Source organism: Pseudomonas sp. FSL W7-0098 (genome assembly GCF_005930585.1).
Taxonomy (GTDB): Bacteria; Pseudomonadota; Gammaproteobacteria; order Pseudomonadales; family Pseudomonadaceae; genus Aquipseudomonas; species Aquipseudomonas bubulae.
Genome location: NZ_RXHW01000003.1, coordinates 240,723 through 267,190, shown reverse-complemented (window position 1 = coordinate 267,190; position 26,468 = coordinate 240,723). Strand labels below are relative to the sequence as shown.

Sequence of the window (26,468 nt, the reverse complement as noted above, 5' to 3'; positions counted from 1 at the left end):
GCTCAATTCCGTCGCTGTGCGCGTTGACTGCGGTAAGTGTCCAATACCACTGCTATCACAATGACAGCACCGGTAATAATACGCTTGGTGGGTTCCGTCGCGCCGATTTGAGCCAGCCCTGCGGCCAATACTGAAATAATCAGCACACCAAAAAACGTACTGATCACCGAACCGCGCCCGCCCATCAAGCTCGTGCCACCGATCACCACGGCCGCAATCACCTGCAGTTCAAGGCCCGAACCGGCATTGGGGTCTGCCGCCTCGAGGCGGGATATCTGAAACAGCGCTGCCACTCCTGCCAACAACCCCATCAGGCTAAAGACCAAAATCTTGTAGGGCTTTGGATTGATACCGGCCAGGCGAACGGCTTCTTCGTTGGTGCCAATGCCAATCAGATAGCGCCCAAACACCGTGCGCGTCAGCACCGCCTGGGCGATGACAATAATCAGCAACGCAATAATGAACGCGGGCGAGATGCCAAAGGCAACCGGATTGGCAAGCCAGGCGAACGCGTCGCCGATATACGCCGTGCGCGATCCTGTAAGCTGGTAGGCCCCGCCCCGGGCCATTTCCAGCACCCCCAGCGAGACAATAAAAGACGGGATTTTCCAGGCCACCGTGATCGACCCCGTAAGGGTCCCCGCCAGGGCCGCACAGCCCATGCCCAGCAAAGCGGCAGGCAATACACTCCAGCCCCAGCCCAGAATCGCAACGCTGATCGCCGACGCTGCCAGGGCCAACACCGAGCCGACCGACAGGTCGATGCCGCCGATGATCAGCACAAAGGTCATGCCGACCGACAACACCATCAAGTCGGGGATCTGGTTGGCCAGCGTACTGAGCGTGTCATAGGAGAAAAAATGTTCACTCAGGCTGGAAAACAGAATGATCATGGCCAGCAAGGCGCCCGCCAACCCGAGGTAGGTGCCCATTCCGTAGTAGTTATGTGCACTTTTATGCGGCACGCGGGTAGGGTTCATGAGGCTTCCTTTGGCGTGGCTTCAGCAAGCAACGCATCTCGTTTTTGATAACCGGCAAAAGCTGCCGCCAGTAACTGTTCCTGACTCCAGCTGTCACGTTCAAAGGTATCGATCAGCCGGCCCGCAGACAGCACGCCAATGCGGTCACAAATCAGCATCAACTCGCGAAGATCGCTCGACACCACCACCAGCGCCTTGCCCTTGCGCGTCAGCTCGCCCAGCAGCCGGTAAATATCGAACTTGGCGCCAATATCGATACCGCGCGTAGGCTCATCGAACAGCAGAACCGAACAGTCGCGCTCCAGCCAGCGGCCAATGACGACCTTCTGCTGGTTGCCACCGGACAGTTGCGACACCACTTGTTCCGGGCCGCTGCTGCGGATGCCCATGGCGTCTATCTGACGCCGGGCCAATGCGGCCTCCTGCTCCCGGTTGACCAAGCCACTGCTTGAAATCCGATCCATATTGCCCAGGCCGATGTTGGCACTGATCGACTGGGTCAGCAGCAAGCCTTCACCCTTGCGGTCCTCGGTAATCAGTGCGATGCCCTGCCGGACAGCATCTGCCGGCGAATGGATGGTCACTACCTGCACAGGAGTACCCACTGCAACCGTGCCGCTGTCGGCCACATCGGCACCATAGATCAGTCGCAGCAGTTCGGTGCGCCCTGCCCCGATCAGTCCGGAAATCCCGAAAATCTCGCCTTTTCTGACTTTAAACGATACATCTCGTACCTTGTCCGAGCGGCTGATACCACAGACTTCAAGTGCCGTTTCACCCAAGCTACGTTCGCCCAAATCCAGCTGGTCACCCAACTCGCGGCCCACCATCAAGTTGACCAGTTGTTCGCTGTTGTAATCGGCAATGGGCTCGACGCACACCAGGCAACCGTCGCGCAGTACGGCAATCCGCTGCGCCACCTGTGCCAGCTCTTCAAGTCGATGGGAGATATACACAATCGCCACGCCACGGGCCTGCAGCCGTTCGATTTGCACAAAAAGCATTTCAACTTCACGGGCGGTGAGCATGGCCGTGGGCTCATCGAGGATGAGCACATGGCAATCGCCGATCAGGTTGCGCGCAATCTCGACCATCTGCTGATGGCCAATGCCCAGCTCCCCGACCAGGGTGTCCGGGTCAATCGCCTCCAGACCCACCTGGCTCATGGCCTCAATGGCCGCTTTGCGCAACTGCTTGCGGCTGATCCAGCCCAGGTGGCCGGGCAATTTGTCCAGAAACAGGTTTTCCGCCACCGTCAGCGTGGGCAGCAGGTTCAGTTCCTGCATGACCATGCGCACACCCAATTGCTCGGCCTGCGCACGACTGCCCGGGGCATAGGCCTGGCCATTGAATTGCATGTGCCCGAGAGTCGGCACCTCCAGGCCACCCATGATCTTCGATAGTGTGCTTTTGCCAGCGCCATTCTCACCCGTCAGGGCCAGAACTTCGCCGCGATGCAACGACAGCTCGATAGCAGCCAGTACCGGCTGCTGAGTGTAGGTTTTACCAATCCCGCTGACCGTGAGGACCACGCTGGCATCAGGAGCAGACATGACATTTCTCCGGGCACCTGCCCGACCGGGCAAGTGCCTGCGACAGCGAGTGGGATTACTTGTTGATGACCAGTTCGACAGGGGTATCGATGACACCGTCCTTGAGGTTTTCAACCGGTTCTTTTTTGACCAGCTTGAGCGCCGTTTCGATGCCATAAACCGCCTGTTTCGCGGCAGCCTGATCGGCCGTTGCCAGCACACGGCCATCCTTGAGCATGGGTTTTATCGCATCGATGTTGTCATAGCCGACCACTTGCACCTTGCCGACCTTGCCTGCAGCCCGGATAGCCGACACCGCGCCCAGCGCCATGCTGTCATTGCCCGCCAGGATGGCCTTGAGGTTTGGATACTCGCTGAGCATGCCCGCCGCAACCTTGTTGCCACCGTCGATTTCCCAATTGCCCGACTGCACCGGCACAATCTTCATCCCGGCAGCGTTCATCGCATCCGTGAAACCCGCTGTGCGCATTTGCGCATTGGTCGTGGTCGATACACCCTCGATGATCCCGACCTCATCACCGGCCTTGAGCCTGGTGGCCAGGTACTCGCCGACCTCACGAGCCCCCTGCCTGTTGTTGGGCCCCACAAAGGGTACTTCGAGCCCTTTGCTTTTCAGCACCTGGGGGTCGAGCTGGTTGTCGATATTGACCACCACAATGCCACGGTCACTGGCCTTTTTGATGGCCGACACCAGCGCCTTGGAGTCTGCGGGCGCAATCACCAGCGCATCGACCTTGGCGATGATCATCTGATTGATGATGTCGATCTGGCCCGCAGTGTCCGTTTCATTTTTGATCCCGTTGGAAATCAGGTCGAAACTGGCGGCATTGGCCTTTTGATAATCCTCGCCACCCTTTTGCATGGTGACAAAGAACTCGTTTGCCAAGGACTTCATGACCAGGCCGACTTTGGGTTTTTGTGGCGTATCGGCATTGGCGACAGGGAGGGTAAGGGATGCCGCAGCCAGCATGGCGACAGCAAGAAGGCGTCCAGCAAATGGCAGCTTCATGGGGGCAACTCCGATCTTATGATTATTGTGAGCAACGTCCTGCTCGCACACGCCTGAGCGCCAAAAGCTGGGTGACTGGCATCAGGTCATGCCTGACTGCCAGAAATACAGACTCAAGAAAACGGCGCAAACGTTTGCTAGGCCCTCACTATGGAAAGCCACCTGTTATTTGTCAATGTGAAAAAAAACGCGATCAGACACATCGATATTCGACTCTCCGAACAAAAAAAACGCTTCTGTTCGGAAAACCGTCCGATTTCTTTTCCAGAAAGCGGATCGTGGAAATAAAGACCCATAAATCAATACGTTGTGTGCGCCCCGAGAAACTTCGCTTAGTGGCACAAATAGTGCTTTCCAGTCTCTATGCATGGTCAATAAATGGCACATGCCGAGCAAAGTGTGCAGTCATCGGCATACTCACTAATAAGAGAAAAAACAATGAAAAATGCTGTTTTGAAAACTTTTGTTCCGGGCGCACTGGCCCTGCTGCTGGCACTGCCGACCGCTCAAGCGCAAGAGGCTGTCACCAAGCCCAACGTCATCATCCTCGCCACTGGCGGCACTATCGCCGGTGCAGGTGCCAGCGCTGCCAACAGCGCCACTTACACGGCCGCTAAAGTCGGTATCGACAAATTGATCGCCGGCGTCCCCGAGCTAAGCCAACTGGCCAATGTGCGTGGCGAGCAAGTGATGCAAATTGCATCCGAGAGCATCACCAACGAAAACCTGCTGCAATTGGGCCGCCGGGTCGCCGAACTGGCTGACAGTAACGACGTTGATGGCATCGTTATCACCCACGGTACCGACACCCTCGAAGAAACCGCCTATTTCCTGAACCTGGTCGAAAAAACCGACAAGCCCATCGTGGTGGTCGGCTCCATGCGTCCGGGCACCGCCATGTCGGCTGACGGCATGCTGAACCTGTACAACGCCGTTGCCGTTGCCGGCAGCAAAGATGCGCGCGGCAAAGGCGTGCTGGTCACCATGAACGACGAAATCCAGTCGGGCCGTGATGTCAGCAAAATGATCAACATCAAGACCGAAGCCTTCAAAAGCCCGTGGGGTCCGCTGGGCATGGTCGTTGAAGGCAAGTCCTACTGGTTCCGCTTGCCAGCCAAGCGCCACACCATGGACTCCGAGTTCGACATCAAGAACATCAAGAGCCTGCCAAACGTTGGCATCGCCTACTCCTACGGCAATGTGGACGACACCGCCTATAAAGCGCTGGCCCAATCCGGTGCCAAAGCCATCATCCACGCGGGTACCGGCAACGGTTCAGTGTCCTCCAGCGTGGTGCCGACCTTGCAAGCCCTGCGTAAGGATGGCGTACAAATCATTCGTTCTTCCCACGTAAACAGCGGCGGTTTCGTACTGCGTAACGCAGAACAGCCTGACGACAAAAACGACTGGGTTGTTGCCCATGACCTGAACCCGCAGAAAGCCCGCATCCTGGCCATGGTCGCCCTGACCAAGACCCAGGACAGCAAAGAGCTGCAGCGCATCTTCTGGGAATACTGAGTGCTTGCTTGACGCCTTGGCGCGCTGAATAAGCAAGGCCGCCTCCCCTGTGGGAGGCGGCCTTTTTATTGGTCGGACAAAAGCTGCGGCACCACCGGCAGTTGCACCAAACAGTTGCCAAATGTGGCGCAGTTAAATACTGTATGCGCATACAGCACACCAAGGATTGCATCATGGCTAAAAAAGCAGCAAAAGAGCCGACTCCGCCAAGCCCCTATGAAATTTTCGGCACACGTATACAAAAAATCATCAGCTCGCCAAAAGCTCAAAAAGACAAAATGGCGGTGCTTGAGCGACTCGAAGGCGATAACCCTGAGTTCTGGGAACGCCTGCTGGAAGAAATTTCTGAAAACGATAACGTCACTGTCGCCCACCGCGATGATGGCGGCGTGAATGTTTTCTGGACCGTGCTTGAGGAAGACTGAGTCAATGAGGGTTTGTTTACTGGTACTGCTCGGTCTTTTCACCGTTGCAAGCGCACAGGCCGCGGCCCCGAATACCTTCAGCGAAGCCAAGAAGGTTGCCTGGAAGCTCTACGCGCCGCAGTCCACCGAGTTCTACTGCGGTTGCAAATACACCGGCAACCGCGTCGATCTGAAAGCCTGCGGTTATATCCCGCGCAAAAATGCCAACCGTGCCGCACGCATCGAGTGGGAACATATCGTTCCCGCCTGGCAGATCGGCCATCAGCGCCAATGCTGGCAAAGTGGCGGGCGAAAAAACTGCACCCGCAATGACCCGGTGTTCAAAGTTGCTGAAGCCGACTTGCACAACCTGGTACCCAGCATCGGCGAGGTCAACGGGGACCGCAGCAATTTCAGTTTTGGCTGGTTGCCCGAGCAAAAAGGCCAATATGGTTCGTGCCTGACACAAGTCGATTTCAAATCCAAAAAGGTCATGCCCCGCCCCTCCATTCGCGGGATGATCGCGCGCACCTACTTTTACATGAGCAAGCAATACAACTTGCGTCTGTCCAGGCAGGACCGCCAGCTTTACGAAGCCTGGAACAAAACCTACCCGGTTCAAGCCTGGGAGCGCCAGCGCAATCAGGCGGTGGCCTGCGTGATGGGCCGTGGCAACGAATTCGTCGGCCCGGTCAACCTCAAAGCCTGCAGTTGAAAACACCCCTGCCTGCACCCACCTTGAGCCCTGGTTAAAACTGCGGTTCAAGGTGCTGTCCCTGCCCTTCGACGTTCGCTTTCGGCCAATCATTGTCCGACTGGATTCAGAGGGCGAATATTGCCGAACCGACAATGCTGAGCTATTACTTTCGGCATGATCAAACAGGTTCGATTCAATAAAAAACAACGGGTGGTAGACGAACTCGTCCACCGTATCGAAAGCGGGCTTCTGGCAGACGGTCACCTGCTGCCGGAAGCAGACCAATTGGCTCAAGAACTGCGTGTCAGCCACAGTACGTTGCGAGCAGCACTGGCCGAACTGGAAAAGCGAAAATACATTGCCAAACGCACCGAGGGCGGCGCCATCGTCACCTACGACGGTATTACGCTCGACCAAAACAACGGCTGGACACAGGCCCTGGCCAACACCGGCGCCCGTATCCACACCGAGCTGCTGCGACTCGAGGCCATAGAGCGTGCGGACCTCCTGCATCGCTTCGGCTTGAGCCAGTTCGTGATCCTTGAGCGCCGCCGTCGCCGCGATGATGGCACTGCGATTTCTCTGGAACGCTCGTTCGTGCCCGCAACAGGTGGCCTGGAAGGCCTGCCACGTATAGGGCTGATTGACGACTCGCTCACCATTACGCTGGCGGCCTACGGCTTTGTCGGTGATCGTGGCGACCAATGGATTGGCGCCGAGCCGCTCGATGAAGAAGACGCACTATTGCTCGGCCGCCCCGCCGGCACGGTTTTTCTCAAAGCCCTGCGCACCACCTACGACCGCCAAGGACGCTTTATGGAAATGGTCGAGAGCTGGCTGGATCCTGTGCACTTTCGCATGTACCACTCATTTGGCACGCCAACATGACGCAGGCGGATCTCGCCCTTGGCGCACTGTACGGCCTGGCCCTGGGTGATGCGCTGGGCATGCCGACCCAATCGTTCAGTCGCGGACAGATCCAGGCCCGCTTCGGGTGCATTACAACCCTTGAGAATGCCCCGGCCGATCAACCCATTGCGCCAAATATGCCCGCGGGCTCAATCACCGACGATACCGAGCAGGCAATACTGGTCGGCCAACTGCTCGTTGAAGGCAAAGGCAATATTGACCCCCACCAGCTTGCCCGGCGCCTGATCAGTTGGGAGTCCGGCATGCGGGCCAAGGGTTCCCAGGACCTTCTGGGGCCATCAACCAAGCGCGCAATCGAGATGATCCTCGCTGGCCACAGCCCCACCGAATCGGGCCGCTACGGCACCACCAACGGCGCGGCCATGCGCATTGCTCCGGTAGGTATCGCCAGCGATATCAACCAGCCGGAACGCTTCATCCATTGTGTGGTTCAGGCGTGCCAGGTGACGCATAACACCAGCCTGGGGATTGCCAGCGCAGCCGCAGTGGCCGCCGTCATCTCCAGCGGCATAAACGGTAAAAAACTTGAGCACGCCCTCAATGCTGGCACTGAAATGGCCTTTATCGCCGAACACCAGGGTCACTGGGTTGCCGGGGGCCGCATCGGCCCGCGTATTCGCTGGGCCAGACAGGCCAGCTGCGAGTGCAACCCCGACAATTTTGGCGACCTGCTCTATGACGTGATTGGCACTTCGGTCGCTTCCCAGGAGTCCGTAGTAGTCGCCTTTGCCCTTGCCCAACGCGTGGCCAGCGCAGGGCTGAACCGTTTCGATGCCCTGTGCATGGCCGCCAGCATCGGTGGCGACACCGACACCATTGCCGCCATCCTCGGTGCCATGCTTGGTGCCTGTGGAGGAATGCAACAGTGGCCCGCGACACTGATCGAACAGATCACAAGGGTCAACGACCTGCATCTGCAGCCTCTGGCACGCGATCTGTTAGCCCTGCGCCTTGCGTAAAAACCTGCCATGGACAGCAACACGACGGGCCTGGCACAAAGTCAGCGCCACACACAGCCTGCGACAACGATAACAAGCGCATCAGGAGCCATACGCCATGACTTCCCCTGACCCCGGGCACAGTGCCGGGCAACTGGAAACACGCGGCATCGAGCCGGTTCCCGTAAACGAGTGCAACGGCAACCCCGGGCAGCTGTTCTGGGTATGGTTTGCTGCCAATATCAGCATCCTCGGCCTGCCACTGGGCGCCACGCTGGTGGCCTTCCATCAACTGGCCATCTGGCAGGTGGTCATCGTCGCCTTGATCGGGGCTGGCGGCTCGTTCGCCCTGGTCGGCGTCATCTCCATCGCCGGTCGACGGGGCCGAGCACCAAGCCTGACCCTATCGCGAGCTATATTCGGCGTACGGGGCAATATAGGTCCTACGCTGGTTTCACTGATTTCCCGTGTCGGCTGGGAAACCGTAAACACCACCACCGCGGCATTTGTGCTGCTGGCCTTGTCTTCAATCCTGTTCAATACCCCCACCGAAGCCAAAAGCGCACCGGTGCTCACCCTGGTGTTTATCGCCCTCTTCACCCTGCTGACCCTTGCGGTTTCAGGCCTGGGCCACGCCACGCTGCTGCTGATCCAGAAGTGGGCAACTTATGTGTTCGGCGCGCTCAACCTGCTGGTCGGCGGTTTTCTCTGCGCCACCATCGACTGGCCAGGCGTCTTCAGCGCCAGCCCGGCACCCGTCAGCGCCGTGATTATCGGGATTGGCATCATGGCCGCGGGCACCGGTATCGGTTGGGCCAACGCCGGGGCTGACATGTCGCGCTACCAAAAATCCAGCGTCAGCGCCGCGCAACTGGTGGCCAGCGCAGCCTGGGGCGCAGGGATTCCACTGGTTCTGCTGATTACTCTGGGGGGGTTGCTGACGGTCGGCAACCACGCGCTGGCATCCGCAACCGACCCCATTGCAGCAATCCGCAGCCTGCTGCCCTCCTGGATGGCGGTTCCCTACCTGGTCAGCGCCTTTGGCGGCCTGTTGCTGTCCAATCATCTGTCCGTCTATTCGGCCGGTCTCACTACCCTGACCCTGGGTGTAAGGATCAAGCGGGTGCAGGCCGTCGTCGTGGATATCGTGGCGATTTTCTGTGGTTCGATTTACTTCATGCTATTTGCCGACAGCTTTTACGGCCCTTTCATCACTTTTATTTCACTCACTGCCATCCCGATTACCGCCTGGGTAGCGATTTTTGTCGTCGACCTGCTGCACCGTCACTGCTACAGCGCCAACGACTTGCTCAACGTCAGCCCCAGCAGCGCCTACTGGTACAGCGGCGGCATCGAATGGCGGGCCTTGAGTGCCTGGGCCGTGGCCCTGCTGCTGGGGTTATGCTTTACCCGGGTTGGCAGCAACGATGCCGACTGGTTTACCGGCCCGCTCGCCGATTCCTGGCTGGGCCACAACGGCCTCGGCTGGGTCGTGACTTTCATCGTGGCTGGCGGCCTGTATGCGCTGCTGGGCGGCGCCAGAGACCGCCGCCTGCCAGCACAGGACAGCGCCCATGCCTAGATTGCTGCACACAGGCCAGGTGATCATCGATCTGGCCATGAGCCTGGACACACTGCCCGCCTCCGGCGGCGACGCGCTGGCCCACAGCGCCAGCTTTCACGCCGGTGGCGGGTTCAACGTAATGGCCGCTGCCCAGCGCAACGGCCTGCAGAGTGTGTACCTGGGGCGTCATGGTCAGGGACAGTTCGGTGACATGGCTCGCCAGGCCATGCACGCCGAGGGCATACACATGACCCTGCCAGTAGACCCGCATAAAGACACCGGGCTGTGCGTCGCACTCACCGAAGCCAGCGCCGAGCGTACTTTTATTTCCTGCATTGGTGCCGAAGGCGGGTTGTCTGCCCACGACCTCGCGCACGTCAGCGTGCAGCCCGACGACCATCTCTATGTCAGCGGTTACAGCCTGCTCCATGTCGGCAAGGCGAGGCCGCTTTTGCAGTGGATACAGGGCCTGGCGCAGAGTGTCCAGGTGACCTTCGATCCCGGCCCGTTACTGGCCGATATTGACCCGCAACTGCTCGACGCCCTGCTCCCGCGCCTGAACCTGTGGACCGGCAACACTGCCGAAGCGCTGAGTTTTACCCATGCCCCCACACTGACCGACGCCCTGCCTGCCCTGAGCGCACGCCTGCCCACGCACTGCCTTGCGGTTGTGCGCGACGGCCCGCAAGGCTGCTGGATCAGTGACCGCCACGGTCAGCAACACATCGCCGGGTTCAAGGTGCAGTGCATCGACAGCAATGGTGCCGGGGATGCTCATACAGGCGTGCTGATTGCCGCATTGGCGGCCGGGCATCCCGCACCGCAAGCGGCGCAACGGGCCAATGCAGCAGCGGCAATCGCCGTGACCCGTCGGGGGCCTGCCACAGCGCCGGGCGCTGGCGAAATTGATCGTTTATTGGGCGAAAATGGTTTTCATTGATCGAAAAAGAATTCCCCTACATGCAAATACGACTATAGGCCTGCCCACAACAGGACTAAAGACTGTAAAAAACATCTGCAAAAACATGATGAAACGTTAGAAAATATTCAAAATACTGTTTTAACCCTAACCAGGCTCACGGAATGCAACTCCAGCGCCCGATAACTCTTCTAGAGGTCGGGCCATTTGTGCGTGTTTGCAGGGCTGCGTTTCTCCTGAATTGTGAAGATACTCTTGAAACTCATCATTATTGCTGTCTACGTCTTGTCCATCGCCTATGTCCACCTGCGGGGCAAGGTTCGCCATAAGCTCGGGCGTCAACTGACCGATCACTCCTCCTTCCTGGCTCCGATCAACTGCTTTTTGTATCTGTTTTCCAAAGTGCCCGGCCAGCCCTACCTCAAACCTGCCGATTTCCTGGAACTGCAACCCTTGCAGGATCACTGGCAGGAAATCCGTGAAGAAGCGCGAAACCTGATGCAGGCGGGCGAGATCAAGCGTTCCGAGCAACCCAACGATGTCGGCTTCAACTCGTTTTTCAAAAGTGGCTGGAAGCGCTTTTACCTGAAGTGGTATGGCGACAACCACCCTTCGGCGGTCGAACTGTGCCCGCGCACCATTGAGCTGCTCAACAGCATCGGTACGGTCAAGGCCGCCATGTTTGCCGAATTGCCCCCTGGCTCCAAACTGGTGCGTCACCGCGACCCCTACGCCGGATCGCTGCGTTTTCACCTGGGCCTGGACACCCCGAATGATCCAGGCTGCTATATCAACGTTGACGGCCAGAACTACGCCTGGCGTGACGGCGAGGCGGTGATGTTTGACGAAACCTTTATCCATTACGCCGAAAACACTACCGATAAAAATCGCATCATCCTGTTCTGCGATGTCGAGCGTCCGATGCAGTATCGCTGGGCCAGTGCCTTCAATCAGTGGTTCAGCCGCACAGTGATGGCATCCGCCAGTTCGCCTAACGATGCCAGTGACAAAACCGGCGCCCTGAACCGCGCATTTACCCGGTTATACAAGATTCGCCTGCGCGGCAAAGAGCTGAAAAAGCGCAATCGCACGCGTTACTACGTAGAAAAATGGTTGGTGTTCGGCGGGTTGCTGGGTGTGTTTTTGTTGGTCTAGCCTTGTAGCCGCTACGAGGCACGAAGCTGCGAAGGGCTGCGTAGCGGGCCCGCACTTTTAAACTCCTGTGGCCCTTAATGCAGCCTCGCACCTCGTCAGCCGCTACACCACCAGCGGCGGCAAGGTGCCCAGCAATGACACGGCGGCGACTGCCGCCAAGCCAAACAGCCATTCCAATGCAACGCTTCTGCGCAACAGGGTGAAGCGGCCCGCACGACTCATCAGCAGATTGAACAGCGCCAGCAGCAACATCACCCCCACCAGGGTCACCTTGATCAACAGAATCAGGGCGAAGCCTTCAAACAAAGGTGAAGGCCAGAGCGCACCGGTCAGCACGCGGGTATTGATCAGCCCGGTAAGAATAATCCCGGCGACCAACATAAACCCCAGATTGCTGAAGCGCTGCAACACAGCGCCCACGTCCTGACCGACAGGCCGCACAAGGATAAGCTGCAACCCCAACAGACCACCGATCCAGGCCCCCACACACGCCAGATGCACCCACTGGTTAAGCATCAGCAATTGCCCACGCCAGCCATCCAGCATCGCGCCGTGACCCACCGGAGCCAACGTGCCCAACAACAGAAAACCCAGCAACCAGATAAGGTTAAATCCGCTACGGGCATACAAGGCGAGCAACAACAGCACGCAAAACAGCAGATGAAAAGCCCACACCTGGCCGAAAAAGGTACTGCCCAACACCAGCCACAACGTCGCCGGGGCCAGGGTTTCAGGCCAGCTTCCTGCCATCGAGTGGGTGGTCAACAGTAACCAGGCAAGGCCGCTGGCCAGCGCCACCCAGGCCAGCACCCGATTGACCTTAAGCAATTGGCCATCAATGTCGAAGGATGGCCATGCCCCGCGCAACAGAGGCCTGAATGCACAGGCTCCGAAGATCAGCAACACCACACTGAAATGCACAAACCGGCAGATCACCATTGCACTGAGCATCAACTCAGTTGCTCACCGTAAAGCTGTAATCGCCGGCACTTTTGTGGGTATCGACAGACACGGCGTTCCATTTGACGTTATAGGTACCCGCCGGCAACGGCTGTGCCGGTGTCACAATCAGGGTTTTCTTGTTGCCGGGTTCGGTCTTGATGCTGCTCACCGGCACCGGCGCCTGGTCATGGCTGATCACAACCTGGGTAAACGCCTGCTCCACGCCTTCACTGAACACCAGGCGCAGTTCGTTGACGCTGTTCACCGTGCTGTCGGCGGCGGGGGTCGCCTGCTCCAGATGGGCATGGGCAAACGCTGCGCCGGCCCCGGTCATCAGTGTCAGTAACGCAGCCGTATTAAGAACTTTCTTCAAAAAAGCAGCAGCCATTGCACAGTACCTTGAGAGTGAAATACACGGTCATAATACTCGCCTAAACTGATTTGAAGGGCGAGCGCAGACAACACAAACACAACGTCTCCCCCGCAAGGATTCCGGTATGCCCACCCGCCTCAGCTTTATTTGTCATGCCCGCACAGAAGCCCAGCGTCTGGGCCGTTTTGCACTGGATGAGGCGGCTGACCCGAAAGGCCTGCTGTTGGCCGCCGAATTGAGTGCCAGGCTGAAAAAGCCGGTACGCATACTCTGCGCGCCCGAAACCCGCACCCTGCAAACCGCGCAGGCACTGGGTGGCGAAATCGAGATTGTCCCGGCCCTGGGCGACTACGATATCGGCGACTGGCAGGGCCAGCGCCTGTCAGACCTGCAACAAAGCATGCCCCAGGCGCTAGCCAACTGGATCAGCAACCCCGATGCCGCGCCCCATGGCGGTGAGTCGATACAGGCCCTGTGCCTGCGGGTCAGCGCCTGGCTCGACGAGTTTCGCGAAGAGGGTCATTTTGCCGTGGTGACTCATCCTTTTGTGATCCGTGCTGCCATATTGCACGCCCTGGCAGCGAGCACTGCCTCCTTCAACCTGATTGACGTAGAGCCACTGGCGGTGGTCGACCTGCGCTTCAACGAGCGCTGGCGCTTGCGGGTGTAATTCACTCCTCCAGCGTCAGCCCGCCAGGAGGCAATGGCAGCGCAGTTTTGTAGCGCACCTGTTTGAGGGCGAAGCTGGAGCGGATATTGGCCACGCCGGGCACCTTGGTCAAAAAGTCCATCATGAAACGCTCCAGCGCCTGAATGCTGGGCACCAGCACCCGGATCAGGTAATCCGGGTCGCCGGCCATCAAGTAGCACTCCATGACTTCATGGCGATCGGATATCGCCGCTTCAAAATGCTGCAGGGCTTCCTCGACCTGTTTTTCCAGGCTCACATGGATAAACACATTGACATGCAGCCCCAGCATATCGGCGTCGAGCAGGGTCACCTGCTCGCGGATCAGGCCGCGCTCTTCCATGGCCTTGACCCGGTTGAAACAGGGCGTCGGCGACAGGTTGACCGATCGCGCAAGGTCCGCATTGGTGATGCGCGCATTCTGCTGAAGGCTATTGAGAATCCCGATATCAGTTCGATCTAGCTTGCGCATGAGACAAAAGCACCTGTTTTTTATGTTTATGCAGAATTCTTATCCTTAAACGCTGCAAAGCACAATGAACTACAGAGAAATATTCTTCGGCGTCAGGAATATGATTGTTGTAGGACAAGATCTTGGTTTTTATCAGACAGATCTTCGACAGTACTACCTAGCTCCCGCGCCTATAAACACGACAAGATCGAGCGTAGAGAAAGCCATGAATGAATATGCACCGCTGCGCCTGCACGTTCCCGAACCGTCCGGCCGCCCAGGCTGCAAGACCGACTTCAGCTACCTGCGCCTGACCGATGCCGGTCTGGTGCGCAAACCCCCGATCGATGTGGAACCTGCCGACACCGCAGACTTGGCCAAAGGCCTGATCCGTGTACTCGACGACAAGGGCCAGGCCCTTGGCCCGTGGGCCGAAGGCGTATCGAGCGAAGTGTTGCGCGAAGGCATGCGCGCCATGCTCAAGACGCGCATTTTCGACACCCGCATGGTGGTCGCCCAGCGCCAGAAAAAAATGTCGTTCTATATGCAAAGCCTGGGCGAAGAAGCCATCGGCAGCGCCCAGGCCCTGGCCTTGAACATCGACGACATGTGCTTCCCCACCTACCGCCAGCAAAGCATCCTGATGGCTCGTGATGTGCCGCTGGTCGACCTGATCTGCCAATTGCTGTCCAACGAACGCGACCCGCTTAAGGGTCGGCAGTTGCCGATCATGTACTCGGTGCGCGACTACGGCTTTTTCAGTATTTCCGGCAACCTCGCCACCCAATTCGTACAGGCGGTTGGTTGGGGCATGGCCTCGGCCATCAAGGGCGACACCAAAATCGCCTCGGCCTGGATCGGTGACGGCGCCACCGCCGAATCGGACTTCCACACTGCCCTCACCTTTGCCCACGTTTACCGCGCCCCGGTGATCCTCAACGTGGTCAACAACCAATGGGCCATTTCGACCTTCCAGGCCATTGCCGGTGGCGAGTCCACCACCTTCGCCGGGCGCGGCGTGGGCTGCGGTATTGCTTCGCTGCGGGTCGACGGCAACGACTTTATCGCCGTTTACGCCGCCTCGGCCTGGGCCGCAGAGCGCGCGCGCCGCAACCTGGGCCCGACCCTGATCGAATGGGTCACTTATCGTGCTGGCCCGCACTCCACATCCGACGACCCGTCCAAGTATCGTCCGGCCGATGACTGGAGCCACTTCCCGCTGGGCGATCCGATCCTTCGTCTCAAGCAGCACCTGATTGCCACCGGCAACTGGTCGGAAGAAGAGCACGCAGCTGTCAGTGCCGAGCTGGAAGCGGAAATCATTGGCGCGCAAAAGGAAGCCGAGCGTTTCGGCACCCTGGCAGGCGGGCAGATACCCAGTGCCGCGAGCATGTTCGAAGACGTGTACAAGGAAATGCCCGAGCATTTGCGCCGGCAACGCCAGGAATTGGGGTTATAACCAGATGAACGACAACAATAAAATTCAGATGGAGAACGCCGTGAGTACCAGCACCATGACGATGATCCAGGCCCTGCGCTCGGCCATGGATGTGATGCTCGAGCGCGACGATAACGTGGTGGTGTTTGGCCAGGACGTGGGCTACTTCGGCGGTGTGTTTCGCTGCACCGAAGGCCTGCAGGCCAAGTACGGCAGTTCGCGAGTGTTCGACGCACCGATCTCGGAAAGTGGCATCGTCGGTACCGCCGTGGGCATGGGTGCCTACGGCCTGCGCCCGGTTGCCGAAATCCAGTTTGCCGACTATTTCTACCCGGCGTCCGACCAGATTGTTTCTGAAGCGGCGCGCCTGCGTTACCGCTCTGCCGGCGAGTTTATCGCGCCAATGACCATCCGCATGCCCTGCGGCGGCGGGATTTACGGTGGCCAGACCCACAGCCAGAGCCCCGAGGCCATGTTTACCCAGGTCTGCGGCCTGCGTACCGTGATGCCATCCAACCCCTACGACGCCAAGGGCCTGCTGATTGCCGCCATCGAGAACGATGACCCGGTGATCTTCCTCGAGCCAAAACGCCTGTACAACGGCCCGTTCGACGGCCACCACGACCGTCCGGTAACCCCCTGGATGAAGCACCCGGCCAGCGCCGTGCCCGACGGTTACTACACGGTCCCGCTGGACTGCGCCGCCATCGTGCGGCCCGGTACTGAAGTCACCATCCTGACCTACGGCACCACCGTTTATGTGGCCCAGGCCGCCGCCGAAGAAACCGGCATCGACGCTGAAGTCATCGACTTGCGCAGCCTCTGGCCGCTGGACCTGGACGCCATTGTCACCTCTGTAAAAAAGACCCGCCGTTGCGTTGTTGTTCACGAAGCCACCCGTACCTGCGGGTTTGGCGCCGAGCTGATCGCACTGGTTCAAGAGCACTGCTTCCACTACCTGGAAGCGCCGATCGAGCGCGTAACCGGCTGGGATACCCCCTATCCCCATGCCCAGGAGTGGGCCTATTTCCCCGGCCCGGCGCGAGTGGGTGCTGCACTACAACGGGTTATGGAGGTCTGAATGGGTACGCACGTTATCAAGATGCCGGACATTGGCGAAGGCATTGCGCAAGTAGAACTGGTGGAATGGTTTGTCAAAGTCGGTGACATGGTCAGCGAAGACCAGGTGGTCGCCGATGTGATGACCGACAAGGCCACGGTAGACATCCCCTCCCCCGTGGCCGGCAGGGTCCTGGCCCTGGGTGGCCAGCCTGGCGAAGTCATGGCCGTGGGCAGCGAACTGATCCGCATCGAAGTCGAAGGCGCCGGCAACCTGCGTGAAAGTGCGCAAGCTGGCCCTGCAGCGGAACCTGTGGTCGCCGTAGTAAAAGCCGCCCCTCAAGCTCGGGTAGAAGTGGCCGTGGTGGCCGCCCCACCGATCAAGGCGGCGCCGGCACAACGATCGGCGCCTGTGGCCCGTGAAGCCAACGAGCGCCCGCTGGCCTCCCCGGCCGTGCGCAAGCGCGCCTGGGATAGCGGTATCGAGTTGCGCTTTGTGGTTGGCAGCGGCCCGGCGGGCCGTGTCCTGCATGACGACCTGGATGCGTACCTGGCCCGCGACACCGCAACCAGCGTGGCACCGGCCAGCGGTTACGCCAGGCGCAACGACGAGCAACAGATCCCGGTGATCGGCCTGCGCCGCAAGATCGCCCAACGCATGCAGGACGCCAAGCGCCGTGCCGCACACTTCAGCTATGTCGAGGAAGTGGACGTCACCGCCCTGGAAGAACTGCGTGCCCAGCTCAACCAAAAATGGGGGGACAGCCGCGGCAAACTGACCCTGTTGCCGTTTCTACTGCGGGCCATGGTCGTGGCCTTGCGCGACTTCCCGCAGATCAACGTGCGCTACGACGACGAAGCGCAAATCATCACCCGCTTTGGCGCCGCCCATATCGGCGTCGCCGCGCAAAGCGACGGTGGTTTGATGGTGCCTGTGGTGCGCCATGCCGAGACCCTCAACCTGTGGGGCGCCGCCGATGAAATCGCCCGCCTGGCCAACGCCGTACGCACCGGCAAGGCTACCCGCGAGGAACTCACCGGCTCGACCATCACCCTGACCAGCCTGGGAGCCTTGGGCGGAATTGTCAGCACACCGGTGGTCAACCTGCCCGAAGTGGCGATCATTGGCGTCAACCGCATCGTCGAGCGCCCGGTGGTGGTCAAAGGCCAGATCGTGGTGCGCAAAATGATGAACCTCTCCAGCTCCTTCGACCATCGTGTGGTCGACGGCATGGACGCGGCGCAATTTATCCAGGCCATGCGTGGCTTGCTCGAACAACCTGCCACCCTGTTTGTGGAGTGAACATGCAGCCAACCCAACACACCACGCTGCTGATTATCGGCGGCGGCCCCGGCGGCTATGTGGCGGCGATCCGCGCCGGCCAGCTGGGCATTCCGACGGTCCTGATCGAAGGCCAGTCGCTGGGCGGTACCTGCCTGAACGTCGGCTGCATCCCGTCCAAGGCCCTGATCCACGTTGCCGAACAGTTCCATGCCACCCAGCGCTACAGCACCGGTACTTCACCGCTGGGGATCAAGACCCAGGCCCCGACCCTGGACATCGGCCAGAGCGTGCAATGGAAAAACACCATTGTTGATCGTCTGACCAGCGGCGTCGGCGCTCTGCTGAAAAAGAACAACGTCAAGGTCATTCACGGCTGGGCCAAAATCCTCGACGGCAAGGCGGTTGAAGTCGGCGGCCAGCGCATCGAATGCGAACATCTGTTGCTGGCCACCGGCTCGCAAACGGTCGACCTGCCGATCCTGCCCATAGGCGGGGCGATCATTTCGTCCACCGAAGCCCTGCAGCCCACCGCCATTCCCCGGCGCCTGACCGTGGTTGGCGCTGGCTATATCGGCCTGGAACTGGGGATCGCCTACCGCAAGCTGGGGGCCGAAGTCACGGTGGTTGAAGCCCGTGACCGTATCCTGCCAACTTACGACAAAGACCTGACCTTGCCCGTGGCAGAATCCCTCAAGGCACTGGGGATTACCCTGTATCTGGAGCACAGCGTCGAAGGTTTCCAGGCCAGCAGCAAAACCCTGTCGATGCGTGACCGCATGGGCCAGAGCCAGACCCTGGAAACCGATCAGGTACTGGTGGCGGTGGGTCGTCGGCCGCGTACACAAGGCTTCAACCTTGAAGCGCTGGCGCTGACCATGAACGGCCCGGCGATTCGCGTCGACAACCGTTGCCACACCAGCATGCGCAATGTCTGGGCGATTGGTGACCTGACCGGCGAGCCGATGCTGGCCCACCGGGCCATGGCCCAGGGTGAGATGGTTGCCGAAATCATTGCCGGCAAACAGCGTGAGTTCAGCCCTGCGGCGATTGCCGCGGTGTGTTTTACCGATCCCGAAATCGTCGTGGTGGGCAAAACCCCGGTTGAGGCGCAAGAGGCCGGTCTGGACTGCATCAGCGCCAGCTTTCCGTTCTCTGCCAATGGCCGGGCCATGACCCTGGAAGCCAAAACCGGCTTTGTGCGGGTTGTGGCGCGACGTGACAACCACCTGATTGTCGGTTGGCAAGCCGTAGGCGCGGGTGTTTCGGAGTTGTCGACGGCCTTTGGCCAGTCATTGGAAATGGGCGCCTGCCTGGAAGACATCGCCGGCACCATCCACGCGCACCCGACCCTGGGCGAAGCCGTCCAGGAAGCCGCGTTGCGTGCGCTGGGGCATGCGTTGCACCTGTAATCCCCCCCTTACTGTGGGAGCGGGCTTGCTCGCGATGCAGGCGACGCGGTTTATCTGATAGACCGAGTGGCTGCTATCGCGAGCAAGCCCGCTCCCACAGCAAGTCAGGCCCTGCGCAATCCAACACTGGGCGTAATGGCTCAACACCAGTAGAATCGCGCTCTTTTTTCCAGGGCGCTCGCCATGACCTCTCTTAAAACCCCGCTCGAAGCCGAGTCCCAAACCAGCGAGCTGGTCTTAGGTCTTGAAGACCGTCCCAAGCCGTGGATCGCCTTTCTGGCCGCCCTGCAGCACCTGCTGGCCATTATTGTGCCGATCGTCACCCCCGGCCTGCTGATCTGCCAGGCCCTGGGTGTGTCCAGCCGTGATACCAACCTGATTGTCTCCATGTCGCTGGTGATCTCCGGTATCGCTACCTTTGTTCAGTGCAAACGCTTTGGCCCCTTTGGCGCCGGACTGCTGATCGTCCAGGGCACCAGTTTCAACTTTGTCGGCCCGCTGATTGCCGGCGGCGCACTGATGGTCAAGCAAGGCACGCCGGTTGAAGGCGTGATGGCGGCGATCTTTGGCGTGGTGATTGCCGGCTCGTTTGTCGAAATGGGTATCTCGCGCATCCTGCCTTTTGTAAAACGCATGATCACCCCGCTGGTCACCGGCATCGTGGTGCTGATGATCGGCCTGACCCTGATCAAGGTCGGCCTGATCAGCATGGGCGGCGGCTTCACGGCCATGGGCAACGGTACCTTCGCCAACGGCGAAAACCTGATGCTCTCGGGTGTGGTGCTGGCCATTATCGTGATCCTTAACCGTATTCCGCTGGTGTGGATGCGCAGTTGCGCCATTGTTATCGCCCTGGCCGTGGGCTACGCCCTGGCAGGCTACCTGGGCCGCCTGGACTTCACCGGCATGCACCAGGCCGAGCTGTTCCAGGTGCCAATGCCCTTGCATTTCGGCCTGGGGTTTTCCTGGGCGCTGTTTATTCCCATGCTGGTGATCTACCTGGTCACGTCGCTGGAAGCCATCGGTGACGTCACGGCCACCAGCAAGGTGTCGCGCCAGCCGGTTGAAGGCCCGGTGTGGATGCAGCGCATCAAGGGCGGTGTGCTGGTCAACGGCGCCAACTCGTTTCTGGCGGGTATCTTCAACACCTTCCCGAGTTCGGTGTTTGCCCAGAACAACGGTGTCATCCAGCTCACCGGTATCGCCAGCCGCCATATCGGTGTGTGGATTGCCGGCATGCTGATCCTGCTGGGCCTGTTCCCCAGCGTTGCCGGTGCGATTCAGGCAGTGCCTGAGCCGGTACTGGGCGGTGCGGCCATGGTGATGTTCGGCGCCGTTGCCGCATCGGGCATCAATATTCTGGCCAGCATTACCCTGGACCGCCGCGCCCTGCTGATCATTGCCGTGTCCCTGGCGCTGGGCCTGGGCGTATCGCAAGTGCCTGAGTTCCTGGCGCATATGCCTGCAGCTCTGCGTAACGTACTGGAGTCAGGTGTGGCTACAGGCGGTATCTGTGCCCTGCTGTTGAACTGGTTCCTGCCGGAAACAGAGAAAAAACCGACGTTGTAAGCGACACGGCCAGGCAGGAGTGCCTTTTGCCCTCCTGCTTGTGCTTACAAAAACGGGTCGTTATTCACCGCCCATCTTTCCCAATTTCTTCATTTGGCCTACTATTTTTTCAAACCCTTAATGCCTGACATAGGCGATGTTTATGAACACATACGGTGAGCGACTCAAACATGAGCGTTTGCGCCTGAAACTGACACAGGCACAACTGGCGGATGCGGGGGGTGTAGGGCGCCATGCACAAAGCTACTATGAGCGCGATATCACCTTGCCCCGCGCCGACTATCTGGCGGCCATTACTCTGCTCGGTATTGATGTGGTGTTCATCATCACTGGCAAGCACACCCTGCCTGTTTACGAGGAAATCAGTTGTGACCGAACCCGGCACCCGGCATCAAAAAGCACTTGATCGCTTTCTCAGTGACCACCCTGAACTGGTCGTGGCGCTTGAGACATTGAACCCATTGGCCGCCCGCGCTATCGGCCAATCGATAAAGGAATATCGCCAGGAACGCTTGAACGAAGCCTTTGAGGCCGAGGCTGAGCGTCTGGGTTTTTTCGCCTGGGAGCTGACCCTGCAATTGACCAGCGCCAGCCCGCAAGAATTCGAGGCCCAGCGCCTTGAAGTGCATCGCGAAGTGGCGCAAATGGCCGGCATGGAATGGGTTGAATACTGCGAACTGCATGGCCCGCTCCGTAGCAGTTGACGAGCCGTGCGAGGCTACGGCAGCCAGATACTCGAACATACCTTCTGCAACAACGCCTTGTTGTGACTGAACACAATCATCCCCAGCTCCCGACGCCTGGTCTCTTCGAGCAAGACTTGCCACACCTGCGCCTGTACATGCGCATCCAGTTGCGCCGTCACTTCATCGGCAATCAGGTAGCGGGTGCGCGGATCCAGCGCCCTGAGCAAAGCGATACGCGCCAGTTCTCCGCCAGACAACTCGTCCGGGCGACGGGCCAACCACCCGGGATTCACCGCCAGGCGTGCCAGCCAGGCGGCATCTGGCGACCAGGCATCACGCAGGCTCTCGCCCGTTGTGCGATAAGGGTTGAAGGTCTGTTCAGGATGCTGCGGCACCAGCTGCACCGGGCAATAGCCCTTTTTCGCAAGCGCTTTGCCATCCACGGTGATGCTGCCCGAGGTTGCTGACTGCCATTGCGCCAGCACCCGGCCCAGGGTGGTTTTGCCATAACCGCTGGGCGCCGAGATGCCCTGACGCTCTCCCGGCCGCACCTGAAACGACACACAGTCCCAGAGCTGCCGGCCATCCTGGACAATGCTTAATTGCTGGACCTCAAGCATATTCCGGCACCCGCCGGGCAAAAAACTGTTGTTCCGGCAAGGCTGCCCACAACGACTGCAACCAGGGGCTGCCGCCGTTTTCACGCAGTTCCAGGGCACTCAGGGTTTCGTGCAGCTCGCCCTGATGCAACACAGCGATCCTGTCGGCAAAGCGCGCCGCCAGGGCCAGATCATGGGTCACCCACAAAATCCCCCGACCTTGCAGGCAAAAGCCCTTGAGATGGGTCAACAGTTGGCAGGCATGTTCGTCATCCAGCCATGAGGTGATCTCGTCCGCGAGGATATAACGCGCAGGAGTCAAGGCCGCGCAACTGGCCAGAACGCGCTTGGCCATGCCCCCTGACAACATGCGCGGGAATTCGTCCACCAGTTCTGGCTTGAGGTTGTAGTGCGTGAGCTGCTCGGCCACATCGCCAAGCCCCAGCCTGACCCCGCTCAAGTGCGCAGCACGCTGCAATTGCGGCCCGACCTTGATCAGCGGGTTCAGGGCGTTGACACCCTGGGGTACATAGCACAGGGCTTTGCCCCGCTGATTGACCTTGCCGGCCTCCCCCAACACCTGCCCGTCGAGCACTATTTCGCCGCGACAACGCATGTTTTCAGGGAGCAAGCCCAAGGCACTTTGCAGCAGCAGGCTTTTGCCTTCGCCGCTGGAGCCCACCAGCGCCGTCAATTCTCCAGGGCGTACTTCAAGGGAGATATTGCTCAGCAGCGGATGCCAGGTTTTATGGCCCAACCAATGATAGTGCGCAACGTCGATCGCAAACCGGTCGAATTTCAGCATCAGGTAATCCTTATCCAGAGCTGCTGCAATGCCCGTGCAAACTGGTCAAAAACCAGTACCAGGCCCACCAGAATCAAACCCGGAAAAAACGCCAGCCACCAGGCACCACTGCTCAAATACCTTAGCGCATCGGCCAGCAACAGGCCCAATGACGGATCATGGGGCGCCAGGCCGAAGCCCAGGAAACTCAACGCCGCCGAATGCAGAACTGCGTGGGGGAACATCAACAGGGTACCGACGATCCACTGCGGCATCAGCAACGGCAACAAGTGATGACGCCAGCGATAGAAGCTGCTGTTGCCCAGGCGATGGGAGAGCATCACAAAATCGGTCTCGCGGATACGCAGGATCTCGCCGCGCAGGATCAGGGCCAGGCGTGGCCAGTGGGTCAGCGCCACGGCCAGGATGACCCCCTGCTTGCCACCGCCCAAGGTGAAGCAAATCAATACCAGCAGCAACAAATGCGGCAGCGCCAGCATGCTGTCGATCAGCCCGCGAATCAGGTAATCCAGGGTTTTGTTCAGCGCACACAGACTGGCGGCCAGCATCGCCAGAAAACCGCTGCTGAACGCTGCGGTCAGGCCGATCTGCAGGCTGGTGGTCATCCCCTGAAAACACCGCAGCCACAGATCACGGCCCAGGCTGTCAGTGCCAAACCAGTACTCGGCAGACGGTGGCAGGCGCCGTGCCAGCAGATCCATGGAGACATCAATATTGATGATTGAGATACCGTAGGCGATCAACCCCAGCAGCATCAGCAACGAGAGGCAGAGCCTTAGCAAGGCGCGATTGGGGTTGTAGGTCATACCTGGCGCGCCGCCCCGCGGTTAAGGCGCAGTAACAGCGCGTTGGCAATGCTGTTGCCGGTGAATACCAGCACCGCACAGAACATCACGATCCCCATCAACAATGGAATATCGCCGCGTAATCCGGCATCGATCGTGGCCTGCCCCAGGCCTGGATAAGCGAACACTTTTTCAGCCAGCAACGAACCGCCGATCAACTCCCCCACCGAAGCAAATTGCAGGCACAAGGCCGGGGTGATGGCATGGCGCAGGATATGAAAGTTGATCAGCGGCCAGCCTTTGTCGCCCTGGGCATGGGCGAAACGAATAAATTCGCTGTTCATCACTTCAGCCACCCGCGAGCGGGTATGCAGGGCGATATTGCCCACGCCCAGTACACCCAGGGCCAGCATGGGCAGGATCAAGTGTCGCAACTTGTCGCCCCAGGTTGCGGTTTCGGCATTGCTGCCGGGGGTCCAGGCGCAGCAGATCGGCGCCCAGTTGAGCGTCACGGCAAACAGTGACAGCAACAGCAGGCCAATCCAGAACGTCGGCATGGATGCCAGCACATAGGACAGCGTCGAAATAAGGCGATCAGGCCAACGGTTCAAATAACGCCCGGCCGTCAGCCCCATGGCCAGGCCGACGATGCCGGAAAACAGCCAGGCCGAAAACAGCAGTGCAAAGGAGGTGGCAAACCGCTCTCCAATCACCTGCGAGACCGGCGCGTTATAGAGCATTGAATAACCGAAATCGCCTTGCAGCATTTGCCCGAACCAGCGCAAAAAGCGCTCCCATAACGGCAGATCGAGCCCCCAGCGCGCCGCAATCAATGGATATTGCTCGGGCGGTACGTGCAACAGATCGTTACCTATATAGGCCCGGATCGGGTCTACCGGAGAAAAACTGAGCAAGGCAAAGGTGCCCGCTGCCGTTACCAGCAGCAGGCCCAGCAAACGCAGCACAAACAGCGATAGGCCGCGGATCACCGGCAGGTCCACTTCCAGTGATCAACGCTGTTGAGCAGCGACCAGGAACCGTGGATTTCCGGGGCGCCCTTACCCAGATCGATGCACTCATCGGTGAGGTAAGTGTGCTGAACATTGAGCAACCAGGCCCAGGCGGCATCTCCTTTAACGCCGACGCCGGTTTTGCCGTCCCACTCCACTTGCTGCCAGAACGGCACCGCCTGCTGCCAGGTCGGCGCATCGAGGGCTTGCTGCAGATGCTGATCGACAACCGGGTTCTGGTAATAACCGGGGTTGTAGTATTCCACGCCTGCCGCCTTGCTGCTGTAGTGATGGTAAAGCTCCATCGGGTCGAGGCTGCCCCAGCCAAACAGGGTCGGGTTGGCGTGCATGTTGCGCTCAACGGTTTCCCAACTGCCGGACTTCAGGTCTACGTCGATGCCCACGGGCTTGAGCATTGAGCGCACGGCCTGGGCCAGATCCCGGCGAGTGGCATCGCCACTGGCGTACCACAGGGTGATTTTGGCCGGCAGGCCGTTTTTTTCACGGATGCCATGGGCGTTTTCAATCCAGCCTGCGTCTTCCAGTATCTGCCGGGCTTTGTCGGTATCGCCATCCTTGAACAGCGCATCCGGGTTATCCCACGGTAAACCCTGCACGCCGGTGTAGGCCGGGATCGCGTGGCCTTCGAGAATCTGATCGGCAAGCAGTTGGCGATTGATGGCGTAGTTGATGGCTTTGCGGATGGCCACATCAGCCGTCACATCATTGCCAATCGGGTAGCCCTGGGCATCTTTTTTACCGGACGCGAGGGTTGGCATCACGATGCCACGGTTTTCCACACTGGGGCGAACCCACAGTTTCATGCCCGCGGCAGGCGTCACGGCCAGCGCAGGGGCGATGCGCACAATACCCAGCTGCTTGCTTTGGGCGGCAGCGAAAGCGCTGTCTTCATCCAGGAACACAAACACCAGTTTGTTGAAATCGTTCTTCTGCCCTGCGTAGTACGGGTTGGCCTCAACGATCAACTGCTGACCCGGCTGGTAGCTGACCAACCGATAAGGCCCGGCGCCAATCGGTTTTTGCGCGTAGGTTTTGGCGTCGTATTGGTCTGCCGAGACAATCCCCAGCGAACCGAGCACATTGACGAACGTGCTTTGCGGCGCCTTGAGCTCAATACGCACCGTGAGCGGATCAACCGCCTCGGCCTTGAGGAAGTTGCCCATGTCAACCTTGCCACCACTGGCCGCCGCATTGTTGTAGGTGTAAGCCACGTCCTTGGCGGTCAGTGGCGAGCCGTCGGAGAACTTGAGGTCGGGCTTGAGCTTGAGGGTCCAGGTCTTGCCATCCGCGCTAGCCTGATAATCGCTGAGGAGAAAACCGCTCCAGGACAAATCTTCGTTTTGCTTGAGCAAAGGGCTGTGCAACAGCAGATAACTGCCGTGGCTCCAGCCCAGCATTGGATCAAAGCCTTCGGTCGGCTCATCACCAATGGCCAGTTGCAGGGTGCGATCCTGCGCTGAGACAACAGGCGCTGCCAACACACTCAACAAGGCCGCAGCCACCAGGGTGTTACGCATCCATGCGGGTTTTGACATCTATCCTCCTGATATGAAATGGCCTCGCCCAAACGGGCCGTACGCAGGTTATCGCGCCCCACAGTAATAGCAGGCTGATTTTAAATAGCCAGTTATGCATCTGATTTTTTAGGGGTTTTCCAGGCGATACGTCTTACCTTGTAACA

27 protein-coding genes are annotated in these 26,468 nt (G+C 59.4%); 16 read left to right on the top strand and 11 right to left on the bottom strand.

Annotated features, from left to right (window positions below):
- Window positions 1-2: 2 nt before the first annotated feature.
- The 3 genes from FHL07_RS06905 to FHL07_RS06895 are packed head-to-tail and all read right to left on the bottom strand — an operon-like array spanning window position 3 to window position 3,542.
- On the bottom strand, window positions 3-980 hold the full coding sequence (locus FHL07_RS06905; RefSeq protein WP_138738241.1) for an ABC transporter permease: 978 nt from the start codon (window positions 978-980) through the stop codon (window positions 3-5).
- On the bottom strand, window positions 977-2,533 hold the full coding sequence (locus tag FHL07_RS06900; RefSeq protein ID WP_095018574.1) for a sugar ABC transporter ATP-binding protein: 1,557 nt from the start codon (window positions 2,531-2,533) through the stop codon (window positions 977-979). Before FHL07_RS06900 ends, FHL07_RS06905 begins: the two co-directional genes overlap by 4 nt.
- Window positions 2,534-2,588: 55 nt before the next feature.
- Complete coding sequence (locus FHL07_RS06895) at window positions 2,589-3,542, bottom strand: sugar ABC transporter substrate-binding protein (RefSeq protein WP_095001983.1); 954 nt, start codon at window positions 3,540-3,542, stop codon at window positions 2,589-2,591.
- Between the two features lie 438 nt (window positions 3,543-3,980).
- Between FHL07_RS06895 and FHL07_RS06890 the strand changes: the two genes are divergently transcribed.
- The 8 genes from FHL07_RS06890 (at window position 3,981) to lpxO (ending at window position 11,667) form a co-directional block, all read left to right on the top strand.
- A complete protein-coding gene (locus FHL07_RS06890; RefSeq protein ID WP_095001984.1) occupies window positions 3,981-5,060 on the top strand; it encodes an asparaginase in 1,080 nt (359 codons plus the stop codon).
- A gap of 173 nt (window positions 5,061-5,233) precedes the next feature.
- Window positions 5,234-5,485, top strand: a complete 252-nt coding sequence (locus FHL07_RS06885) for a DUF1654 domain-containing protein (RefSeq protein ID WP_095001985.1) — start codon at window positions 5,234-5,236, stop codon at window positions 5,483-5,485.
- Between the two features lie 4 nt (window positions 5,486-5,489).
- Entirely contained in the window at window positions 5,490-6,179 is a 690-nt protein-coding gene (locus FHL07_RS06880) for an endonuclease (protein WP_095020767.1), read from the top strand.
- A 156-nt stretch (window positions 6,180-6,335) separates the two neighbouring features.
- A complete protein-coding gene (locus FHL07_RS06875; RefSeq protein ID WP_095018572.1) occupies window positions 6,336-7,049 on the top strand; it encodes a GntR family transcriptional regulator in 714 nt (237 codons plus the stop codon).
- Entirely contained in the window at window positions 7,046-8,050 is a 1,005-nt protein-coding gene (locus FHL07_RS06870) for an ADP-ribosylglycohydrolase family protein (protein ID WP_095023607.1), read from the top strand. The genes FHL07_RS06875 and FHL07_RS06870 overlap by 4 nt, the downstream gene beginning before the upstream one ends.
- A gap of 97 nt (window positions 8,051-8,147) precedes the next feature.
- A complete protein-coding gene (locus FHL07_RS06865) occupies window positions 8,148-9,611 on the top strand; it encodes a purine-cytosine permease family protein (protein WP_138738240.1) in 1,464 nt (487 codons plus the stop codon).
- Entirely contained in the window at window positions 9,604-10,533 is a 930-nt protein-coding gene (locus FHL07_RS06860; RefSeq protein ID WP_138738239.1) for a PfkB family carbohydrate kinase, read from the top strand. The genes FHL07_RS06865 and FHL07_RS06860 overlap by 8 nt, the downstream gene beginning before the upstream one ends.
- A 234-nt stretch (window positions 10,534-10,767) precedes the next feature.
- Window positions 10,768-11,667: a lipid A hydroxylase LpxO gene (gene lpxO, locus FHL07_RS06855; RefSeq protein WP_138738238.1), complete on the top strand. Its 900-nt coding sequence runs from the start codon at window positions 10,768-10,770 to the stop codon at window positions 11,665-11,667.
- A 102-nt stretch (window positions 11,668-11,769) separates the two neighbouring features.
- On the opposite strand, the gene copD is transcribed toward lpxO, so the two are convergent.
- Both copD and copC read right to left on the bottom strand, forming a co-directional pair.
- Entirely contained in the window at window positions 11,770-12,618 is an 849-nt protein-coding gene (gene copD, locus FHL07_RS06850) for a copper homeostasis membrane protein CopD (protein WP_095018569.1), read from the bottom strand.
- Between the two features lie 4 nt (window positions 12,619-12,622).
- The gene (gene copC, locus FHL07_RS06845; protein WP_095001993.1) at window positions 12,623-12,997 is read right to left on the bottom strand and encodes a copper homeostasis periplasmic binding protein CopC; all 375 of its coding nucleotides are present in this window, start codon (window positions 12,995-12,997) and stop codon (window positions 12,623-12,625) included.
- Window positions 12,998-13,106: 109 nt separating this feature from the next.
- Here copC and FHL07_RS06840 point away from each other — a divergent pair, with 109 nt between their 5' ends.
- The gene (locus tag FHL07_RS06840; RefSeq protein ID WP_095018568.1) at window positions 13,107-13,652 is read left to right on the top strand and encodes a histidine phosphatase family protein; all 546 of its coding nucleotides are present in this window, start codon (window positions 13,107-13,109) and stop codon (window positions 13,650-13,652) included.
- Window position 13,653: 1 nt separating this feature from the next.
- On the opposite strand, the gene bkdR is transcribed toward FHL07_RS06840, so the two are convergent.
- Entirely contained in the window at window positions 13,654-14,142 is a 489-nt protein-coding gene (gene bkdR / locus FHL07_RS06835) for a Bkd operon transcriptional regulator BkdR (protein WP_016781430.1), read from the bottom strand.
- Window positions 14,143-14,347: 205 nt separating this feature from the next.
- Between bkdR and FHL07_RS06830 the strand changes: the two genes are divergently transcribed.
- From FHL07_RS06830 to FHL07_RS06800, 7 genes are all read left to right on the top strand, one after another.
- Window positions 14,348-15,580, top strand: a complete 1,233-nt coding sequence (locus tag FHL07_RS06830) for a 3-methyl-2-oxobutanoate dehydrogenase (2-methylpropanoyl-transferring) subunit alpha (protein ID WP_095018567.1) — start codon at window positions 14,348-14,350, stop codon at window positions 15,578-15,580.
- Window positions 15,581-15,584: 4 nt separating this feature from the next.
- Window positions 15,585-16,640, top strand: coding sequence for an alpha-ketoacid dehydrogenase subunit beta (locus tag FHL07_RS06825; protein WP_016781432.1), 1,056 nt, complete (start codon window positions 15,585-15,587; stop codon window positions 16,638-16,640).
- Window positions 16,641-17,921 carry a dihydrolipoamide acetyltransferase family protein gene (locus FHL07_RS06820; protein WP_138738237.1) on the top strand — a complete coding sequence of 427 codons (1,281 nt, stop codon included), beginning with the start codon at window positions 16,641-16,643 and terminating at the stop codon, window positions 17,919-17,921. It abuts the gene before it with no gap.
- A gap of 2 nt (window positions 17,922-17,923) precedes the next feature.
- The gene (gene lpdA / locus FHL07_RS06815) at window positions 17,924-19,312 is read left to right on the top strand and encodes a dihydrolipoyl dehydrogenase (RefSeq protein ID WP_138738236.1); all 1,389 of its coding nucleotides are present in this window, start codon (window positions 17,924-17,926) and stop codon (window positions 19,310-19,312) included.
- Window positions 19,313-19,495: 183 nt separating this feature from the next.
- Window positions 19,496-20,881: a nucleobase:cation symporter-2 family protein gene (locus FHL07_RS06810; RefSeq protein ID WP_095018566.1), complete on the top strand. Its 1,386-nt coding sequence runs from the start codon at window positions 19,496-19,498 to the stop codon at window positions 20,879-20,881.
- A 142-nt stretch (window positions 20,882-21,023) separates the two neighbouring features.
- Window positions 21,024-21,287: a helix-turn-helix domain-containing protein gene (locus FHL07_RS06805; protein WP_095020774.1), complete on the top strand. Its 264-nt coding sequence runs from the start codon at window positions 21,024-21,026 to the stop codon at window positions 21,285-21,287.
- Window positions 21,250-21,585: a DUF6388 family protein gene (locus tag FHL07_RS06800; RefSeq protein ID WP_095002000.1), complete on the top strand. Its 336-nt coding sequence runs from the start codon at window positions 21,250-21,252 to the stop codon at window positions 21,583-21,585. Before FHL07_RS06805 ends, FHL07_RS06800 begins: the two co-directional genes overlap by 38 nt.
- Window positions 21,586-21,599: 14 nt before the next feature.
- Here FHL07_RS06800 and FHL07_RS06795 read toward each other — a convergent pair whose 3' ends face one another.
- The 5 genes from FHL07_RS06795 to FHL07_RS06775 are packed head-to-tail and all read right to left on the bottom strand — an operon-like array spanning window position 21,600 to window position 26,322.
- Window positions 21,600-22,187, bottom strand: a complete 588-nt coding sequence (locus FHL07_RS06795; RefSeq protein WP_095002001.1) for an ATP-binding cassette domain-containing protein — start codon at window positions 22,185-22,187, stop codon at window positions 21,600-21,602.
- Window positions 22,180-22,971, bottom strand: coding sequence for an ATP-binding cassette domain-containing protein (locus tag FHL07_RS06790; RefSeq protein WP_095002002.1), 792 nt, complete (start codon window positions 22,969-22,971; stop codon window positions 22,180-22,182). The genes FHL07_RS06795 and FHL07_RS06790 overlap by 8 nt, the downstream gene beginning before the upstream one ends.
- Window positions 22,971-23,777 carry an ABC transporter permease gene (locus FHL07_RS06785; RefSeq protein WP_095002003.1) on the bottom strand — a complete coding sequence of 269 codons (807 nt, stop codon included), beginning with the start codon at window positions 23,775-23,777 and terminating at the stop codon, window positions 22,971-22,973. Before FHL07_RS06785 ends, FHL07_RS06790 begins: the two co-directional genes overlap by 1 nt.
- Entirely contained in the window at window positions 23,774-24,745 is a 972-nt protein-coding gene (locus FHL07_RS06780; RefSeq protein WP_232527677.1) for an ABC transporter permease, read from the bottom strand. Before FHL07_RS06780 ends, FHL07_RS06785 begins: the two co-directional genes overlap by 4 nt.
- Window positions 24,742-26,322 carry an ABC transporter substrate-binding protein gene (locus FHL07_RS06775; RefSeq protein ID WP_095018563.1) on the bottom strand — a complete coding sequence of 527 codons (1,581 nt, stop codon included), beginning with the start codon at window positions 26,320-26,322 and terminating at the stop codon, window positions 24,742-24,744. The genes FHL07_RS06780 and FHL07_RS06775 overlap by 4 nt, the downstream gene beginning before the upstream one ends.
- Between the last annotated feature and the right edge of the window lie 146 nt (window positions 26,323-26,468).

Bases quoted from the DNA above. Each gene is read 5' to 3' on its own strand.
- FHL07_RS06865 (WP_138738240.1), top strand. From the start codon at position 8,148: ATGACTTCCCCTGACCCCGGGCACAGTGCCGGGCAACTGGAAACACGC.
- FHL07_RS06790 (WP_095002002.1), bottom strand. From the start codon at position 22,971: ATGCTGAAATTCGACCGGTTTGCGATCGACGTTGCGCACTATCATTGG.
- FHL07_RS06905 (WP_138738241.1), bottom strand. From the start codon at position 980: ATGAACCCTACCCGCGTGCCGCATAAAAGTGCACATAACTACTACGGA.
- FHL07_RS06795 (WP_095002001.1), bottom strand. From the start codon at position 22,187: ATGCTTGAGGTCCAGCAATTAAGCATTGTCCAGGATGGCCGGCAGCTC.
- FHL07_RS06825 (WP_016781432.1), top strand. From the start codon at position 15,585: ATGAACGACAACAATAAAATTCAGATGGAGAACGCCGTGAGTACCAGC.
- FHL07_RS06885 (WP_095001985.1), top strand. From the start codon at position 5,234: ATGGCTAAAAAAGCAGCAAAAGAGCCGACTCCGCCAAGCCCCTATGAA.
- FHL07_RS06830 (WP_095018567.1), top strand. From the start codon at position 14,348: ATGAATGAATATGCACCGCTGCGCCTGCACGTTCCCGAACCGTCCGGC.
- FHL07_RS06820 (WP_138738237.1), top strand. From the start codon at position 16,641: ATGGGTACGCACGTTATCAAGATGCCGGACATTGGCGAAGGCATTGCG.
- FHL07_RS06785 (WP_095002003.1), bottom strand. From the start codon at position 23,777: ATGACCTACAACCCCAATCGCGCCTTGCTAAGGCTCTGCCTCTCGTTG.
- FHL07_RS06890 (WP_095001984.1), top strand. From the start codon at position 3,981: ATGAAAAATGCTGTTTTGAAAACTTTTGTTCCGGGCGCACTGGCCCTG.
- FHL07_RS06900 (WP_095018574.1), bottom strand. From the start codon at position 2,533: ATGTCTGCTCCTGATGCCAGCGTGGTCCTCACGGTCAGCGGGATTGGT.
- FHL07_RS06880 (WP_095020767.1), top strand. From the start codon at position 5,490: ATGAGGGTTTGTTTACTGGTACTGCTCGGTCTTTTCACCGTTGCAAGC.
- copC (WP_095001993.1), bottom strand. From the start codon at position 12,997: ATGGCTGCTGCTTTTTTGAAGAAAGTTCTTAATACGGCTGCGTTACTG.
- lpdA (WP_138738236.1), top strand. From the start codon at position 17,924: ATGCAGCCAACCCAACACACCACGCTGCTGATTATCGGCGGCGGCCCC.
- FHL07_RS06870 (WP_095023607.1), top strand. From the start codon at position 7,046: ATGACGCAGGCGGATCTCGCCCTTGGCGCACTGTACGGCCTGGCCCTG.
- FHL07_RS06840 (WP_095018568.1), top strand. From the start codon at position 13,107: ATGCCCACCCGCCTCAGCTTTATTTGTCATGCCCGCACAGAAGCCCAG.
- copD (WP_095018569.1), bottom strand. From the start codon at position 12,618: ATGCTCAGTGCAATGGTGATCTGCCGGTTTGTGCATTTCAGTGTGGTG.
- bkdR (WP_016781430.1), bottom strand. From the start codon at position 14,142: ATGCGCAAGCTAGATCGAACTGATATCGGGATTCTCAATAGCCTTCAG.
- FHL07_RS06860 (WP_138738239.1), top strand. From the start codon at position 9,604: ATGCCTAGATTGCTGCACACAGGCCAGGTGATCATCGATCTGGCCATG.
- FHL07_RS06895 (WP_095001983.1), bottom strand. From the start codon at position 3,542: ATGAAGCTGCCATTTGCTGGACGCCTTCTTGCTGTCGCCATGCTGGCT.
- FHL07_RS06810 (WP_095018566.1), top strand. From the start codon at position 19,496: ATGACCTCTCTTAAAACCCCGCTCGAAGCCGAGTCCCAAACCAGCGAG.
- FHL07_RS06875 (WP_095018572.1), top strand. From the start codon at position 6,336: ATGATCAAACAGGTTCGATTCAATAAAAAACAACGGGTGGTAGACGAA.
- FHL07_RS06805 (WP_095020774.1), top strand. From the start codon at position 21,024: ATGAACACATACGGTGAGCGACTCAAACATGAGCGTTTGCGCCTGAAA.
- FHL07_RS06775 (WP_095018563.1), bottom strand. From the start codon at position 26,322: ATGTCAAAACCCGCATGGATGCGTAACACCCTGGTGGCTGCGGCCTTG.